At 65.7% G+C, this 14,924-nt stretch carries 22 protein-coding genes; 6 read left to right on the top strand and 16 right to left on the bottom strand.

Annotation, left to right across the window (positions count from 1 at the left end; all coding sequences use genetic code 11):
- Positions 1-29 precede the first annotated feature (29 nt).
- Both OXS27_RS08870 and umuD read right to left on the bottom strand, forming a co-directional pair.
- Entirely contained in the window at positions 30-1,358 is a 1,329-nt protein-coding gene (locus OXS27_RS08870; RefSeq protein WP_267355536.1) for a Y-family DNA polymerase, read from the bottom strand.
- On the bottom strand, positions 1,355-1,807 hold the full coding sequence (gene umuD / locus OXS27_RS08875; RefSeq protein ID WP_267355538.1) for a translesion error-prone DNA polymerase V autoproteolytic subunit: 453 nt from the start codon (positions 1,805-1,807) through the stop codon (positions 1,355-1,357). The genes OXS27_RS08870 and umuD overlap by 4 nt, the downstream gene beginning before the upstream one ends.
- Positions 1,808-2,004: 197 nt before the next feature.
- Here umuD and OXS27_RS08880 point away from each other — a divergent pair, with 197 nt between their 5' ends.
- From OXS27_RS08880 to OXS27_RS08890, 3 genes are all read left to right on the top strand, one after another.
- The gene (locus OXS27_RS08880; RefSeq protein WP_267355540.1) at positions 2,005-2,259 is read left to right on the top strand and encodes a hypothetical protein; all 255 of its coding nucleotides are present in this window, start codon (positions 2,005-2,007) and stop codon (positions 2,257-2,259) included.
- Between the two features lie 71 nt (positions 2,260-2,330).
- Positions 2,331-2,996, top strand: a complete 666-nt coding sequence (locus tag OXS27_RS08885; protein WP_267355542.1) for a hypothetical protein — start codon at positions 2,331-2,333, stop codon at positions 2,994-2,996.
- Complete coding sequence (locus OXS27_RS08890; RefSeq protein ID WP_267355544.1) at positions 2,989-4,137, top strand: ImmA/IrrE family metallo-endopeptidase; 1,149 nt, start codon at positions 2,989-2,991, stop codon at positions 4,135-4,137. The genes OXS27_RS08885 and OXS27_RS08890 overlap by 8 nt, the downstream gene beginning before the upstream one ends.
- Positions 4,138-4,617: 480 nt before the next feature.
- Here OXS27_RS08890 and OXS27_RS08895 read toward each other — a convergent pair whose 3' ends face one another.
- The 8 genes from OXS27_RS08895 to OXS27_RS08930 all read right to left on the bottom strand — a co-directional run bounded on the left by OXS27_RS08895 (position 4,618) and on the right by OXS27_RS08930 (position 9,318).
- Positions 4,618-5,559: a glycosyltransferase gene (locus OXS27_RS08895; protein ID WP_267355546.1), complete on the bottom strand. Its 942-nt coding sequence runs from the start codon at positions 5,557-5,559 to the stop codon at positions 4,618-4,620.
- 433 nt (positions 5,560-5,992) lie between these two features.
- Positions 5,993-6,460, bottom strand: a complete 468-nt coding sequence (locus OXS27_RS08900; RefSeq protein ID WP_267355548.1) for a hypothetical protein — start codon at positions 6,458-6,460, stop codon at positions 5,993-5,995.
- Positions 6,457-6,714 (bottom strand): hypothetical protein, encoded by a 258-nt coding sequence (locus OXS27_RS08905; RefSeq protein ID WP_267355550.1) that lies wholly within the window; start codon positions 6,712-6,714, stop codon positions 6,457-6,459. The genes OXS27_RS08900 and OXS27_RS08905 overlap by 4 nt, the downstream gene beginning before the upstream one ends.
- A gap of 208 nt (positions 6,715-6,922) precedes the next feature.
- Positions 6,923-7,219 (bottom strand): hypothetical protein, encoded by a 297-nt coding sequence (locus tag OXS27_RS08910; RefSeq protein WP_267355552.1) that lies wholly within the window; start codon positions 7,217-7,219, stop codon positions 6,923-6,925.
- Entirely contained in the window at positions 7,170-7,619 is a 450-nt protein-coding gene (locus tag OXS27_RS08915) for a hypothetical protein (protein ID WP_267355554.1), read from the bottom strand. Before OXS27_RS08915 ends, OXS27_RS08910 begins: the two co-directional genes overlap by 50 nt.
- Positions 7,619-8,674: a peptidoglycan-binding protein gene (locus OXS27_RS08920; RefSeq protein WP_267355556.1), complete on the bottom strand. Its 1,056-nt coding sequence runs from the start codon at positions 8,672-8,674 to the stop codon at positions 7,619-7,621. Before OXS27_RS08920 ends, OXS27_RS08915 begins: the two co-directional genes overlap by 1 nt.
- A gap of 15 nt (positions 8,675-8,689) precedes the next feature.
- The gene (locus OXS27_RS08925) at positions 8,690-8,923 is read right to left on the bottom strand and encodes a hypothetical protein (protein WP_267355558.1); all 234 of its coding nucleotides are present in this window, start codon (positions 8,921-8,923) and stop codon (positions 8,690-8,692) included.
- Complete coding sequence (locus OXS27_RS08930) at positions 8,923-9,318, bottom strand: septal ring lytic transglycosylase RlpA family protein (RefSeq protein ID WP_267355560.1); 396 nt, start codon at positions 9,316-9,318, stop codon at positions 8,923-8,925. The genes OXS27_RS08925 and OXS27_RS08930 overlap by 1 nt, the downstream gene beginning before the upstream one ends.
- A 277-nt stretch (positions 9,319-9,595) precedes the next feature.
- On the opposite strand from OXS27_RS08930, the gene OXS27_RS08935 reads away from it, so the two are divergent.
- On the top strand, positions 9,596-9,886 hold the full coding sequence (locus OXS27_RS08935; protein WP_267355561.1) for a hypothetical protein: 291 nt from the start codon (positions 9,596-9,598) through the stop codon (positions 9,884-9,886).
- 12 nt (positions 9,887-9,898) lie between these two features.
- Here the strand turns inward: OXS27_RS08935 and OXS27_RS08940 are convergent, their stop codons facing one another.
- The gene (locus tag OXS27_RS08940; protein ID WP_267355563.1) at positions 9,899-10,030 is read right to left on the bottom strand and encodes a hypothetical protein; all 132 of its coding nucleotides are present in this window, start codon (positions 10,028-10,030) and stop codon (positions 9,899-9,901) included.
- Positions 10,031-10,133: 103 nt separating this feature from the next.
- On the opposite strand from OXS27_RS08940, the gene OXS27_RS08945 reads away from it, so the two are divergent.
- Positions 10,134-10,301, top strand: a complete 168-nt coding sequence (locus OXS27_RS08945; RefSeq protein ID WP_267355565.1) for a hypothetical protein — start codon at positions 10,134-10,136, stop codon at positions 10,299-10,301.
- A gap of 14 nt (positions 10,302-10,315) precedes the next feature.
- Here the strand turns inward: OXS27_RS08945 and OXS27_RS08950 are convergent, their stop codons facing one another.
- The 5 genes from OXS27_RS08950 to OXS27_RS08970 are packed head-to-tail and all read right to left on the bottom strand — an operon-like array spanning position 10,316 to position 14,567.
- On the bottom strand, positions 10,316-10,735 hold the full coding sequence (locus OXS27_RS08950) for a hypothetical protein (RefSeq protein ID WP_267355567.1): 420 nt from the start codon (positions 10,733-10,735) through the stop codon (positions 10,316-10,318).
- Positions 10,736-10,737: 2 nt separating this feature from the next.
- Complete coding sequence (locus OXS27_RS08955) at positions 10,738-11,007, bottom strand: hypothetical protein (protein ID WP_267355569.1); 270 nt, start codon at positions 11,005-11,007, stop codon at positions 10,738-10,740.
- Between the two features lie 57 nt (positions 11,008-11,064).
- Positions 11,065-11,628: a hypothetical protein gene (locus OXS27_RS08960; RefSeq protein ID WP_267355571.1), complete on the bottom strand. Its 564-nt coding sequence runs from the start codon at positions 11,626-11,628 to the stop codon at positions 11,065-11,067.
- A 19-nt stretch (positions 11,629-11,647) separates the two neighbouring features.
- Positions 11,648-14,098 (bottom strand): LamG domain-containing protein, encoded by a 2,451-nt coding sequence (locus OXS27_RS08965; RefSeq protein WP_267355573.1) that lies wholly within the window; start codon positions 14,096-14,098, stop codon positions 11,648-11,650.
- Positions 14,099-14,108: 10 nt separating this feature from the next.
- Positions 14,109-14,567 carry a hypothetical protein gene (locus tag OXS27_RS08970; RefSeq protein ID WP_267355575.1) on the bottom strand — a complete coding sequence of 153 codons (459 nt, stop codon included), beginning with the start codon at positions 14,565-14,567 and terminating at the stop codon, positions 14,109-14,111.
- A gap of 182 nt (positions 14,568-14,749) precedes the next feature.
- On the opposite strand from OXS27_RS08970, the gene OXS27_RS08975 reads away from it, so the two are divergent.
- Positions 14,750-14,920: a hypothetical protein gene (locus OXS27_RS08975; RefSeq protein ID WP_267355577.1), complete on the top strand. Its 171-nt coding sequence runs from the start codon at positions 14,750-14,752 to the stop codon at positions 14,918-14,920.
- The last annotated feature ends 4 nt before the right edge of the window (positions 14,921-14,924 follow it).

Below are 14,924 nucleotides of genomic sequence, written 5' to 3' on the forward strand. Positions count from 1 at the left end.
CGTTGGCGCGTCGCGGCCGCCGAGGCTTCTCAGACATAGGCCACTGGCAGCTCCTCCACCTGGGTGGTGTAGCGCGGCGTGCACATCTCGAACTTCGTGGCCCAGTCCCGCCGGGTCACCAGCCCCGCCCACGCCGGCACCACCGCGCCCCGGCCCCAGCGGGCGTTGCACGCGTCCATCGCCGCCATCAGCGGCCCGGATCGCGCCCGGTCCAATGCGCCGATCAGCGCCCGCGGGCTGTGCGACAGCGGCACGAGGTCGTTCGTGACGATGCCCGCCTTCGAGTACCGCCATGGCCGCTCCCCCGGCTCGCGCCAGGTCTTCGCCACCCCGTGCCGCGCCGCCTTGATCAGCGCCAGCGTGTCCGAGCTGTGCTCGGGCAGGCTCACCGTCGTCGTGACCGAGCGCATCGGCGCGTCCCGGTCGTGCTCGCTGGTGTGGTAGAAGACCGTCACGTGGTCGGTGCCCAGCCCCTCCCGCCGCAGCTTCTCGCCGAGCCGCGTCGCGTGGGCGGCCACCGCCTCCTCCAGGGTGGCGCGGTCCTCGATCCGGCCGGAGAACGAGCGGGTCACCGCGCAGCCCTTGCGCCGGGCCGGCACCAGCTCCAGCGGCAGGCAGGCGAGCCCGCGCAGCTCGTGGATGATCCGCTCGCCCACCACGGTCAGCCCCTTGCGCACCGGCCGCGGGTCGAGGTCGCGCAGGTCCGCCACGCTCTCGACGCCCATCGCCTCCAGCTTCGCCAGCGAGGCCCGGCCGATGCCCCAGACCTCGGCCGCCGCGATCCGGCACAGCCAGTGCGCGTAGGCCTCCGGGTCGGTCAGGTCGCACACGCCGTCCAGCACCGGCACCGTCTTGGCGATGTGGTTGGCGAGCTTGGCCAGCGTCTTGGTCGGGCCGATGCCGACGCAGGTCGGGATGCCGGTCCAGGCCAGCACGGTGGCGCGCAGGTCCCGGGCGAGTTCGACCCGGAGCGCCGGCGCCACGTCGGTGAGGTTCAAAAAGCTTTCGTCGATGGAGTAGATCTCCACCTGGGGCGCGAACTGCCGGTAGACCGCGTTGGTGCGGCCCGACATGTCGCCGTAGAGCGTATAGTTCGACGAGAACACGCGCACGCCCTGGGCGCGGCACATCGCGCGGATCTTGAAGTACGGGTCGCCCATCCGGATGCCGAGCGCCTTGGCCTCGGCTGTCCGGGCGATGGCGCAGCCGTCGTTGTTCGAGAGCACGATCACCGGCACCCGGGCGAGCTTCGGGTCGAACACGCGCTCGCACGAGCAGTAGAAGCTGTTGCCGTCGATCAGCGCCACGGCGCGGCCGCCGCCGATCCGGTCGCGCCGGCGGGCCTCTTGCGTGCTCACGACATCTGCCCGCGGGCGACGTGCCAGCGGATCGAGAAGCGCACCACGCCCCAGATCACGCCCTCGCCGAGTTCCTCGACCGCGAAGGCCGGCAGATCCGGGTTGCAGAAGGCCAGCCGCGCGACGTTGCCCGCGATCACGAGGCGCTTGCACGACATCTGGCCGTCGATCGCCGCCACGACGATGCTGCCATGGGCGGGTTTGAGGCTGCGGTCGACGCAGGCGAGGTCGCGGTCGTGGATGCCGGCGCCCTCCATCGACGTGCCGGAGATGCGCCACAGGAACGTCGCCGGCGGGTTCGGCACGAGCCAGCGCGGCAGTTCGAGGGCCCCCTCCAGGAAGTCGTCGGCAGGGGACGGGAATCCGGCGCAGAGCGCTTGGCCAATCAGGGGCACGCGGACGGCGTCGGGACTGTGGATCAGCAGTTCGTCGATCCGGTTAAGATGCACGCAGCGCCCCGCTGTGCTAGAACGGAAACAGAACAAACATCAGCCGGAGCGGCGGTTCAATCCATCGCCGAAAGGTTTCTGCGGTGTCGGTGGACGGATGTGAACTCGGGCCGAAATCGCCAGCGGGTGAAGGCTGTTAGGCCGCCGATCCGGGCGATGGAGAACACGGTTCAAACTGTGGAGAGTGGGGGACAGCGATGACGTTGAAGACGGCGTTCGTGGTGCAGCCATTCGAGCTGCACCGGAAGCGATTGAGGCCGGCACGCCAGGAGCCAGCGCCGACGGAGAGCGGTGCGCTGAAGAAGGCCGAGAACCTGGCCAAGCGGATGCCCGGCGCGGCGGCGCTGAAGGTCGTGGCCGACGACGAGACGGGCGAGCTGGAAGGCGTCACGATCCTCGGCCAGTGGGGCGAGATCCCAGACGATTTCGCGGAGAGCCTACAGAGGGGCTGACATCACCGCTGTTGACATTTTGCTTGGAATATCGGCTTCTGTAGCAAATTGCGATTTACTACAGGCAGCTCATGTCAGCCTCAAATCCCGCAGAGCTCTTCATCGAAGAAGAGTTCCCTCAAACAGTGTGGCCTCTCATTCCGTCGGCCCTCCGGCGGGCATATGCCACCGCTGATCGAACAATTGATCACAACCCCTATCTCTCCACTCCTGGAGGCATGTATCAGCGAGGCGATCTTATCATGCTTGCAGCGTCGTTCGAATTGGAACGGTTGGTAAGGACAGGAGATTTACCGTTTGATGGCGACTGGGAACAGTATGCACGACCGACGGGCAAGCATTTTGTTATACGGACCAAACGCGCATTGATAACGGCGAACCAAGTCGAGGATCCGGCTAAGAAGCCCCGTAAAGCTGTGTTCCGAATGAATTTCGAGGAGTCAAACCAAGCCCTTCTTTTCCAAGATGATGAAAGCGAGCGTCTTAAGAAAATTGAACAAGCGAAGCAAGACGGAGAGAGAAGGTCGCTTCACATCCTTCACGGCTATCAAAATCTCAATTTCGCACATATCGCCTACCCAGACCCGGAGCGAAATAGTCACATATTTCGCACACAGAATTTGATGCGCTTGCCGCACATTGCGATAGGCACATTGACGCCGCCCGAAGGTCCTACTGAGTCTCCCGATCCTGAAATCCTTGAGAGTATCGAGCGTCATTTCCGCGACAATGAGTAAAGTTCTTTCATTCCCCGACCGTAGCGCAGGATTTTCGCCGAGCCGGCTGGCTGAGGCGCGCCTTGCGAAGCAGATGTCGCGAGCGGAATTGGCGCGCGCAATTGACATGAGCGGACAAGCTATTGGCCACTATGAAACCGGGGAGCGCCGGCCGGATATGTCCGTGATTATACGGCTGGCCGATGCACTGGAACAGCCAGTCCCCTTTTTCTTGAGGCCAAGCCCTTCGATCGAAAGACACCAGGGAACGAGATATTTTCGAAGCGTCGGCGTAAGGTCCAATAAGCTAAATTATGCGCTTGATGTTAAAGTTAAGTGGCTTTGGGAATTAGTCAATCTTGTCGGATCTGAAATCAAGCTTCCGGCTTACAATTTACCAGAGATTGCTCCACCTAAGTGTGAAGGGCGCTACTCCCAGGAGGAGCTGGAAGCGGCGGCCACAACACTTAGGAAGCATTGGGGCCTCAGCGATGGGCCTATTGCGAACGTCATAGCTCTCTTCGAAACGCACGGCATCATTGTCACCCGTATGGATCTAGAGTCTACAGACGTTGATGCATTCTCTTGTTGGATAGAGCGGCGTCCGTACATCCTTTTGGGATCTGACAAGCAATCTTGCTCCCGTTCACGCTTCGATGCTGCGCACGAATTGGCACACCTACTTTTGCATCGAGACATCGCTCAGGAGGATCTTGAGGAAAAAGGGGTACGTGAGCGCATCGAAGCTGAAGCCCATACATTTGCGGCGGCGTTTCTCTTCCCTCGCGCATCTATGATGCGTGAGTTCTTTTCGACGCGACTAAGTCATCTGAAGGGTCTAAAACTTCGCTGGCGCATGTCTATGCAAGCAATCGCCCACTGGGCAAAGCAACTCGGAATTATTGATGATTATCAATATGTTTTGTTTAGGAAGCAGATCAGTTCCAATAAGTGGAATAAGGTTGAGCCGTTAGACCGAGAGATCGGGATGGAAATGCCTCAATGGCTCCTCAAATGTTGGCGCCTGTTCGCAAAGCGTCGAGGCTTGCCTGACCAGGGTGTCGAGGAAACGTTTGGATTTTCGTTGGGAATGATTGCTAAGCTGTTCGGGTTTCCTGATAATCCGGATCAACTTACCCGGACTTCCATAGCAGCCGTGTAAGGGGGCGAAAGGTCGGCACACCCGCTCGGCCCCGCCCCGATCTGCTCACGGGGCGGGGGAGCGCCGTGCCTCCTGGCGTCGCAGCCAGCCGTTGGTACACTAGTGGACGATGCACAAGCTCGCCCCCGGCAGCCTCGCCCGCCTGCAAACCCTCTCAGCGCTGGGGCCGCGCTTCTACCGAGCCTCAGTCTACATGCGACGGATGGAGAAACTCGGACTGGTCGCGACCACTGGCCGATTGGATCCAGCCTTTGACGGCGTCGAGTACCAAATCACTGACGCTGGCTGTGCCGAACTCGAGAAGCGGTATGGACCTTCCTCGACGACGCTTGGCGACAACTGAGGCTCAACCTTGTCGCCGTCCTCTTACAAGGCGGGGGAGCGTCCGATCTCACCAGCGTGTAAGCCGAGCCGATACGCAACCCGGCTCGGCCATACTTCGTCGCGGGCTGCCCAATCCTTGATGCCCAAGAAATTATGCTAAACAGCAGCATACTTTTCGAATTCGCCAATTTTATTGGCTATTTCTTGCGTTTGCCAAACTCTAAACTCAATAAATTTTTTTACATACTGCTGCGCAGTATAGCGCAAGACCGTTCGCTTCGGCATTGGTCGATAAAAATTCCTTAGCTGAGGATGGGCACTGATCATATCAACATAAGGACCGTAGCCAGCCTTACCCCAAGGCATAAAGGGCCCGTGCCAGGGCCTCGGATTCGACATGAAATGTTTGATATGTTCGCCTTTTAGGGCGCTATATTTAAAATTTGCAAAAAATGCGGGGTAATTCCATTTCATAGATATCAAATTTATTTGATCCCCGAATGCGATATTCATTGCATCCTGCTCGGTAAATGTATAATGCGCTAAATTCTTGGCGCATAATTTTTGAATTTCGTGATCAAGAGTTTTGAGATCAGATCTTGCGACACGGAATATCCCAGAATTCACATAGCGTGCGGCAGACGTCGCGTTCAATCCGATCGACTGAAGATACGCTGTCGTCTTTCTCGATAATCTATCCGACTCTCCGTAAAGAAGCGCCATTGGATCAGGTGCAGCAAAGATCCTGCCCGAAGGTAGAGGCGCCTCAATCAAAGGATCTACGTTAGCATAGATCTGAGTGTCGCCGTCTATGTGAATGACGTTCGTATAGCGTCTATCGAGTATTGCATCAAGAAAATGTCTAGCCATAAAAATTGGCAGATTATTGATTTCACCTTTTTCGAGAAACTGGACCATCACATCGTATTGGGCCGCTATTTGCTGCAGAATGCTTTTTTCATTGCTGTGGAAATCGAATCCAATAATCAGCACATCTGCTTTGCCACTGGAAATGTTCTTGCGAGCCTGAACCGCACTAAGTAAAGTAGGCAGAAAATAATACTTGTCGGTTGTATAGCAAAAGCAGCATTCAGACATAACGCTTCCTTACTCAAAGGATCCAATTCATGTCATGAATTTCCTCAGTAGTCTGAAGTCGGTAACGATTGCAACGACGATTGCAAAATCTAGGTACTAAATGTCATAGGCTGATAGCGATACGCTCATTATGATCGTCGAGCCAGTTTTCGATGACGCGTGCACGAAAAAGCCCCGCGCGGCTGAGCCGGCGGGGCTGAAGGTTGGGTCGTGAGCTCGGGGGAGTCCATGACCGAGTTCGGTTTACGGGCATCGCTGGGCAAAGAAAAGCCCCGGTCAGCGCGTGGCTGCCGGGGCTGAGATGGGTCTTGCACTTGGGATGTTGGGTAGACGCACCTGCCGCACGGCGGTTCCAGTCGTAGAAACGCAAAAAGCGCCCCCGGCCAAAGCCGAGGGCGCCAGGGGCAGTGTGAAGCAGAGGGTGAAGCGGCGGCTATAGGCCGGGTGCGCTCACGTCGGGCATGCGCTGCGGCACGCGCAGCAAGCCGAAGGCTTCGTGGTAGTAGACAGTCATCTCCAGCCGCACTGGTGCGGAGGCCGGGATAGTGTCGAGGTCCACGCAGTAGCGCTTGCGGAATGGCCCGATCATGCTCGCGCCGACCCTGCGCCACGGGATGCCGTCCGCCTCGCCGTAGACCGCCACGACCATGCGTCCGGCGATCCCGCCCGCGTAGAGGAAGACGTCGAGATCGTCGGACGAGCCCTCGCGGACCTTGATCCCGGACGCGTCCCAGCACAGGCGTTCGCGGGTACGCTCGATGTGATCAGCGCGCAGGTCGACGCGCACCGGGAACGCGGTGGCCACAACGAGAGGCCCCGCAAGGAAGGCGAGCAGCAGTGCCCACGCGAAGGCGCACGCGGCTAGGGCGACCTTGTAGGTTCGGAACTCGGCGCCGCTCATGGGTGGGCCGCCTTGGCGATCCACCATACGAGGCCGCCGACGCCGGAGACCGAGGCGGTGATGAGCGCCCCCGCGATCGTGCGGATGAGCCAGGTCTGGCCCTTCTCCAACTTCTCGATCCGGCTCTCGGCCGCCGCGAGGTCGCGCGTAGTGGCGTACGCGGCGAGCGAAGCCACGAGGTTCTTCACGTCGTGGGCGAGGTTCTTGATCTCGGTGCTGACCGAGCCCTCGAAGCGCGCGAACGCGACCTCCATCGAGGAGCTCCGGCCGTCCGATCCGGTATCGGGCATGGTGGGCCCCCAAGGCCTGAGAGGGGCGCGCCGGCCGTTCCGGTCGCGCGTTGCGTTAAGCGAACCGGCCTCTCGTGAGAGACAAGCCGGCTTGTGTTCGGTGGATGAGAGGCAAGCGGGCCCGGTGGCCGGCCGGGAAGCCCGTGAAATTTTCACGGGCTTGGGCGGTGGATCAGGGCTTGGCGAAGTCGCGCCGAACAGCCGCGATCCAGGCCAGCGCCCGATCGCTGCACCGGGCCTTCTCGCGATCCAGCACCTTGGCCCGGCCGATGATGCGAACGACGTCGCCCCGGGTCAGGGATCGATCCGGAATATCGGGGAAGCTCGCACGGACACAGGCCTTGATGCCCTCGGGCGGCGCCGGCAGCGTCACCCGGATCTCGGTCGGTGCCGCCGGATCGATCGCGGGGGGCTCGTCCCTAAAGCTGGCGCAGCCGCCGAGCCAGGTCGTGAGGAACGCAAGCGCCATCGCGGCGCGGATCACGGGCGAGCGCATCGGTGAGGTCCTTCAGTTTGGCGTGGTCGGCCTGCTCGGTCGCGAGGTCCCGGGTGGCCTGTTCGGCGAGATCGCGGGTTAGCGCCTCGGCGAGGTCGGCCCGCTCGCGCTCGGCCCGGATCGCCACGGCGTGGTCGCGCACGAGCATGCGGCGGGCGCCGTCGGTCACCGCGACCTGCCAGCAGAAGGCGAAGGCCGCGACGCCGGCGGCGGCCGTGAGGGCGACGATGCGCAGGCGTGCGGGCAGGACGATCCGCCCGATCACCAGGATGGCGAAGGCGGCGCCGAGGATCTTCAGCGTCACCGGGGAGATCGCGGCCCAGAGCAATGGCGCAAACGCCATGAGGATGCCGGTCCAGGAGAAGTCGAACATCAGGCGCGCGCTCCGGTGAGACGGGGGAAGCGGCGCGCCAGGGCGTCCGGCATGGGCCGGCCGGCATCATCCCAGCGCGCGTAGAGGCCGTAGAGGGCGCCGGCGATGATCAGGACGCCGACCACCACGCCGAAGACGGTCCCGGCCTGGATGTGCCCGTTGGCGTCGTCGATCTGATCCTTGAGGCCGACGATGTCGCTGACCGTGACGAACGAGGCGCCGCCCGCCGCGATCGCGCCACCCTGGACCGTCCGGCTCTGGGCGAGGTTCGCATCCTTGGCCGGCACCGCCAGCGGTTCGGCGGTGTCGAGGGCGGCGAGCGTGTCGTCGTCGAGCTCGCCCGTGACGGGGAGCCCCGCCTTCTTCTGCAGCAGCTGCACGGCGCCGGTGGTGCGGTCGCCGTGATCGCCGTCGACCTTGCCGACGGGGTAGCGCAGCGCCTTCAGCTTCGCCTGGGCCGGGATCACCCGAAGCGCGGCCTTCGCCTTGGCGAGGTAGGCCTTGCACTCGGAGAGCCCGATCGCGCCGCCGTTCACGCGCCGGCGCAGGGCCTCGATGTCATCCGCGTCGGCCAGCGCGTTGCAATCGTTGTCGGTCCAGAAGGTCAGCGCGGCTGAGATCGCGCCAGCCGGCGTGCGCAGGCGGTCGGGATCCGCCTCGAAGCCGGCCGCGCGATAGTTCGCCCGGCCGGTGTTCTGCAGCAGGCCGCCGCCGCGGTAGCGCCAGCCGTCGCCCGGCTGCACATTGCCCATCCGGCCGCCGTAGACCTTCTCGGCCAGCGCCTTCGGATTGCCCGCGTACGGCTTGGCCGAGGCCAGCGTCGGGAACCGCTTCGGCCAGACCTGGCACAGCCGCTCGGCCGTGTAGAACAGGCTTTCCTCCAGGCGGGTCATCCCGCCGGACTCCGTGGCGATCTGAGCGACGAAGTGGGCGATGCGCAGCGGCGTGGTGATCTCGGCCGCCGCGATCCGGTCGTCGGCTGCGACGAACGCCGCCACGATGTCGGCCCGCGCATGCGGCGCGACGGCGGGGAGGATCCGCTTCCAGTCGGTCATGGCGGCCACCAGGGTTTAGAAGGGGATCGAGAGGCGCAGGCGCAGCGGCGCGAGCTCATCGAGCTCCAGCGTGCGCAGGCGCTCGCCATCGCGGATGAGCGTGCCGTTTGGCGCGATCGGTGCCGCCGCCAGCAGGCTCGCCGCGCTCGGCCGGGGCGGGAGATGCGGCCGATCGCGCGCTGCGCAGGGTCCGGCCGCCGGCGGGAGGCAGACAATGGCGACGATCGCCGCCAGGAGCTGACGCCGCATCAATCCGCGTCCGCCACACGGTGGCCGGACGACACGACCTCGACGCGCACCCGGGCGAGGCCGCAGGCGCCGAGCGCCCGGCACGACCCCGTCGACAGGTCAATCAGCCGGCCGAGCCGCCGATGCGGGCCGCGATCGTTCACCCGAACCACGATGCTCCGGCCGGTGGCCAGATGCGTCACTCGCAGACGGGTGTTGAACGGGACGTCCCAGATCGCCGCCGTGCGGCCCATAGGCTTGAACAGCTCGCCGTTGGCCGTCCGGCCGCCCGGGTTGATGCGGAAGATCTCCCGACCATAGGTCGAGGCGATCCCTTCCCGGGCCTGGGCGGAGGCGGGGGCGAGCAGCAGCGCGCATGCGCAGGCCGCCCGCAGCGCGAGGCGCTGCAGGAGCATGGTCTATCTCCGAATTCGCGGAAGTTAAATGTCCGGTGTTGTGAGACGGGCGGTAGAGGTCACCTCATCGTCGACAGATGCCCGGCCGCGATGCATACGACCTTGTCGTTTCTTCGGCACTAGGGTCCTGTCGCTATAGATTAGGCTTGGTCGACGGCGAGAACTGTATTTGTGTGCCCGGATCGTCTCACGCCTAACCTTGTCCGCGTAGTCGGCAACATCGACCCTTGTTCGTAAGCGGTTTACACCAAAGCATCCGCTCAAAAAGAGATGGCAGATGTTCATTCGGACAGTAGTGGCGGCAACAACTGGCTACGCGACGCTCCTGCTCGCGGTAAGCAGCGTCGCGGTGGCTGCGGAAGAGAATGCGGCGCTGTTCGCTCACATTGAACCCGATCAGAATGCACCGAAGAGCACAGGCCCCACCAAACTGCCGATGCTTCGCATAAGGCCGCACACGGGGGAGAAGCCGCGTCTCCGCGAGATATCCCGCTATGTCGAGAAACCGTGGAAGTCCTACGTCTGCGTGGGCTGCGAACTGAACAATCAACCGTTGGCGGACCGCTGACGCGTTGAACTGTCATGCGGAGACGACGACCTGAAGCGAGCGGGCGATCTGGCCGAAGCCGGGGGGCGCGCTGGCAGGTTCGAGCGGCCTTTGGAACGGCGCGAGGCCGGACGCCCCGAGCCTGGCACAGCGCAAGCAGGTCATGGTGGGCTCCGACACGAGAGAAGTGGAAAGCGGGGACGACCGCGGTGGCGCAACGATCCGATCAGCGTTCGGCGCGTTCCGGTGGACGTGACCGGAGGCGACGATGTTGGCGTGCGTGGTTTGTCAGTGGCAGGCGCAGAGCGGCCGGATCGCGATCGGCATGATCGCCGTGGGCGCGGTCACGAACGTCGCGATGCTGGGCGCCGTAGCAATCGGCGCCCTGTACGAGGTCGGCTGCGGCATCGAGTGGGCCTACACCCAGACTGGCTGAGCGTCGTCGAGCCGTTAGGCAGCCTGGCCCTTGACCGTGCCGCGGATCACGAGAGGCCCGAAGGTCACCGGCGAGGCCGGCTTGCCGACCTCAGTGACCCAGATCTCGTGCTGATAGAGCCCGGTCGGCGGGAAGCCGGCGAGGTCCTGCGGGTCGATCGGCAGCACGGCCATGAACGCGCCGGGCGTCGCTGGGTCGGGCACGACGTCAAGTGCCTTGGTGAAGGCGCCCAGGACGTCGGCGATCCCGAACTGCGGGCCGAGCGGTCGACCGGCGGGCATTGGTCCGACCCACCAGGCCGCGGTCGCGCCCGTCAGGTCGGGCCGCGTGCCGTCCGGGTCGGCGATCGGCACGGTGTAGATCGCCGGCGCGTCCTGGAGGACGACGATCCGCTGGTCGAGCGCCGGTCCGTTCGTCGGGACGGCGGTCGCCATGGTCAGGCCGCCGCGGCGGGAGCGACGGGCGCGTCGGCCAGCAGCTCGGCATAGCCCAGCGCGATCAGCTTGGCGGCGCACTTGTCCGGCACGCTCATCTCGGCGCCCTCAGGCACCTTCCACACCGCACCGACGAGGTCGGTCTCGGGGATCTCGGCGCGAGCGACTTCGCGCGCGGAGGTCGTGGCCACATCGTTGTGCGGAGTGACCGCTTCGTCCTTGTCGTGGATGAAGCGATGCTCGACGGTCATGGTGAAGCGGACGGCCTTCATGGCGCGCGTCTCCGATCAAGGTTTACGGGGGCGGACGAGGGCGGCAGGCGGGCGCGGTCAGCCGCTCGTGTTGCTCATCGACGTCGTGACGTTGAGCGTGTCGAGGTTCTGCATCGAGCGCGGTGTCGCGAAGTCGGAGGCGCCGATCAGCGTGCCTGCGGTTCCGCCCTTGGTGCTGTCGGTGGTGATGAAGGCACCGGCCACCGTCACAGTCGCATTGATGCCGAAGGCGGCGGGCGCTGCGGAATTGTCGACCGAAGCCGTGGTCGTGCCCGACACCGCGCCGAAGGTGAGTGCGGGGCGAGCGGCCTGGCTGTAGCCCTGAACCTCGGTCCAGCCGGCGTGGCTCGCCATGGTGTCGGCGGCCGCGATCGTGCCCGAGCCCTTCAGGCCGACGTAGAAGCCGGCGGTATAGGCCGAGCCCTTCCAGTACTTGGAGAGCATGTCGGCCAGACCGGTGTTGACGGTCAGGTTCTCGATCGTCTCCTCCCACTTCACCTGCCCGTCCGGGCCGATGCACTGGAGGGTGTGGAAGGTGCGCGGCATCACCGCGCCGCCGAGCAGTGCGCGCGCGATCGCTCCGCCCACGGCCGCGAGGCCGGCGCCCAAACGTCCCTGCATGTTCGTGTCCTTGAGAGCGCTAGGAAGCCCGCGGCCCGAACGTGAGCCGCATCGTGCCGGCGAGGGTGCGCGTCCCCATGCGCCGGCCTTGGAGGGTGAGGGTGACGGTCCGGACGCCCCGGAGCTGCGGGGCGCCCGCGTAGGGGTCGCCGACCTGGAAGGCGGCGGTGAGCGCGGCCTGCGCCGCGAGTTGTGCCGCGGCCGCGCCGCTGATCGTGGCCGCCGCGGCTTGGTCGAGGTGCGCCGTGAAGGCGAGGCTCGGCCCGGAGACGCTCGTCGCTGCGGCCGCGAAGGCCGGATCCACGGGCAGGTTCAGCGTGCCCGTAACGATCAGGCCGCCGTTCGCCAGCACCCGGGTCTGGGCCTGGAAGGTGGTCCCGGCCACGGCATTCATGACCGCATCGGCGCTGTGGCCCGCCGCCCCGGCCAGAGCGACCGCCGCGTTCGCGCCGAGCGAGCCGGACGCCTGCGCGCCGGCCGAAGCTGCGAGGACCGCCAGGGCGGCCTGCCCACTCTGCGCGGCGGCTGCCTGCAGGGCCGACGCCGCGAGCGCGACCGCTGCGGCGAAGGACTGCCCGCCGACCCCAGAGCCCGCAGTGAACGCCTCGCGAAGCGCCGCCGCGGCGACCGCCACGGCCTGCGCCTGCGCGCTCGCACCCTCGGCCTGCGTCAACGCCAGGGCGCCGGCGTAGAGACCGGCCGCGGCCCCGGAGAAGCCGGTCGCGGTGGAGAGCGGGGCGGATGCGCCCGCCTGCCCGGCCCCGACCGTGGCGGCCAGCGCCTGCGCGGTCAGCGTGATCGCCGCCGCGTAGGCCTGCGCCCCGCCGGTGCCCGCGCCCGTGCCCAGGGCCTCGCCGAGCGCCGCGGCGGCGATCAGCAAAGCCTGCGACTGGGTGGCGAGCGCGTCGACCTGCGCCAGGGCGACCGTGCCGGCGTAGAGGCCGGAGGCGGCGCCGGACTGGCCCGCGGCTGCCGGCAGGGTGAGAGCGGCCGCGGCCACACCCGCCCCCGACGCTGCGGCGAGCGATTGCCCCGCGAGCGTGACCGCCGCGGCATAAGCCTGCGCGCCGCCCAGGCTCGTGGACGATCCGACGGCCTCGGCCAGCGCCGCGGCGGCCGCCAGGATTGCCGAGCTGCTGGACGACTGGGCCAGCGCCTGGGCGAGCCCCAGCGGCGCCTGTGCAACCGCCTGCGCGGTGCTCAATGCTGCGGGGACGGCTGCGAGGCTCACCGTACCGGCGGCCACGCTCTGCCCGGCGGTGGCAGCCACCGCCGAGGCGGCGAGCGCCATGGCGGAGGCGTAGGCAGTACCCCCGCCCGTGCTCGTGACCGTGCCGAGCGCCATCGCGAGCGCGGCGGCCTGAGCCGCAGTGAGCGCACCGGCCCCGGACAAACCGGCAGCCTGCGCGAGCGCGAGCGCCGCGGACGCCGAGAGCCCGCCAGACGCGGTCTGAGCCGCGAGCGCCGCCAGCGTCAGGGAGGACGCGACCGCGCCCTGTCCGGCGCCCGTGAGGCCCGCGATCTCAGCGAGCGCAGTCGCCGCGCTCGCCGTGACGCTCGGCGCGCCGGCGAGGCCCGCGACCGCGGCGAACGGCACCGGCACGGCGCAGGAGGCCGCACCGGTCACCGCAGCTCCGGTCGCCACCGCCAACGCCGCCGCACTCACGCCGGAAAGCAGCGCTGCGGTCGACTGACCCGGGCTCGCCCCAAGCGCGATGCTGGAGGTGTAGACCGTCCCTCCCGTCGTGACGGTCGGGGCGGCGGCCTTGTAGGGGTGGTTGGCGGGGAGGTTTGCGCCGGCCTTGCCGTCGTACCAGCTCTCCCATCCCTCCAGAGTTTGTAGCTCGGACGCGGACAGCGCCCGATTGAAGATGGTGATCTGCTGAACGCTACCGGGCCAGTTGTCCGCATACTGAACGCCGCGGCCGATATAGCCCGACGTACCCGACAACGCGCTGGCGAACGTGCCTGTTTTTGCGTTGACCGTATCGACGTACAGCGTCCCGACAGTGCCGGCCTTCGTTACTTCGACGAACCGGTCTACATCTGTCCAGTCGACCGTACTGTCGCCGACCGAAAACTCCCCGACCTTCGTCGTTGTGCCGCGACGGATGAATTGGATTGAGTTGCTGTCGTCGCCCGTGCCGTAGCCGAAAACGCGACGCCAGTCCGTAGCCGCAACTCCAGCATTCATGTATGCGGCGACCGCTGAAGTCAGATCGCCAGTCGGTAGCACCGAAGGGCTGAAACTGAGAAACTGACTGGAGCCGTAGAAGACGACAGCAGGTTTCCCATTCCGGCTAGAGCTTACGAGGGTAGGCTGGGCGGACGACGTCGCCTGCGATGCGATGAGGCCCGATGAGCCCTTGGCCGTCCACTGCGCAACATTGCCGGCAGGCAGATCACTCGCGTCCCACCATGCAACGAGAGCGGACCCAAGATCGGTCGGCAGCCAAGGACGCGTCGCCATTACCCGCGCCTCAAGCGAACGTGGCGAGTGCCGCCGTGATCAGTGAGGCGAGAGGGGCGAGGGTGGCGGGATTGAGCGTGACGTCGCCGATCGTGCCATCCGCCCTGTGCTGCCAGCCGGTGTACCCGCCCTTACCGTCACCGGGCATGTTAGCGAGCAGCCAATCCGTCACGGTCTTGCACGCGATGATCGAGGCCATGAACTGCGCGTTGATGTCGTAGTCCGCGCCGAGCTTGTCCTTGGCGTAGTCCGACAGCCCGCCCACACCCTGGATCGACAGGCCGACCGCTTGGCTTGCGTTGAGCGCCTGATACAGGCCGATCAGGTTGTCCATCGTGATCGGGCTGGGCGGGTTCGGCCCGAGCAGGTTGGCGACGCCTGAGAGGTTCGACTTGGCGCTGGCAGCAATTGCCACGACGCGCAGGTACGCACTCTCGGCGGTCTCGGGCACGGAGGTAGGGAGGGCCATCGTCAGATCTCCTCACGCGCATCGACGCCAGCGACGCACGCCTGCGCGCTCGCCTGATCGGGGAAGACGTAGAAGCGGGGCATGGGACCGGACCTCGTGGGCGCGGGCGCGCAAGCGGAACGCGTCGACCCGCCCCGTCATTGACCGCCCGAGCGCGCCAGGACGGCGCACGGGAGGCCGGAATGAGCGGGACGGAGCGGGTCGAGGAACTGGACGGGCTGGACGTCCCGTTGCCGAAGCCGCCGGAGGCTCAGGATCCGGTGAAGCCGGATCCGAACGCACCGACGGGCAGCGAGGCGGAGAAGGCGGCCGAGCAGGCCTACGTCGAGACGTTCAAGGACGCCGGGGTCTGAGGCG

This window comes from Methylobacterium sp. GC_Met_3 (assembly GCF_026540775.1).
In the GTDB taxonomy this organism is placed as follows: domain Bacteria; phylum Pseudomonadota; class Alphaproteobacteria; order Rhizobiales; family Beijerinckiaceae; genus Methylobacterium.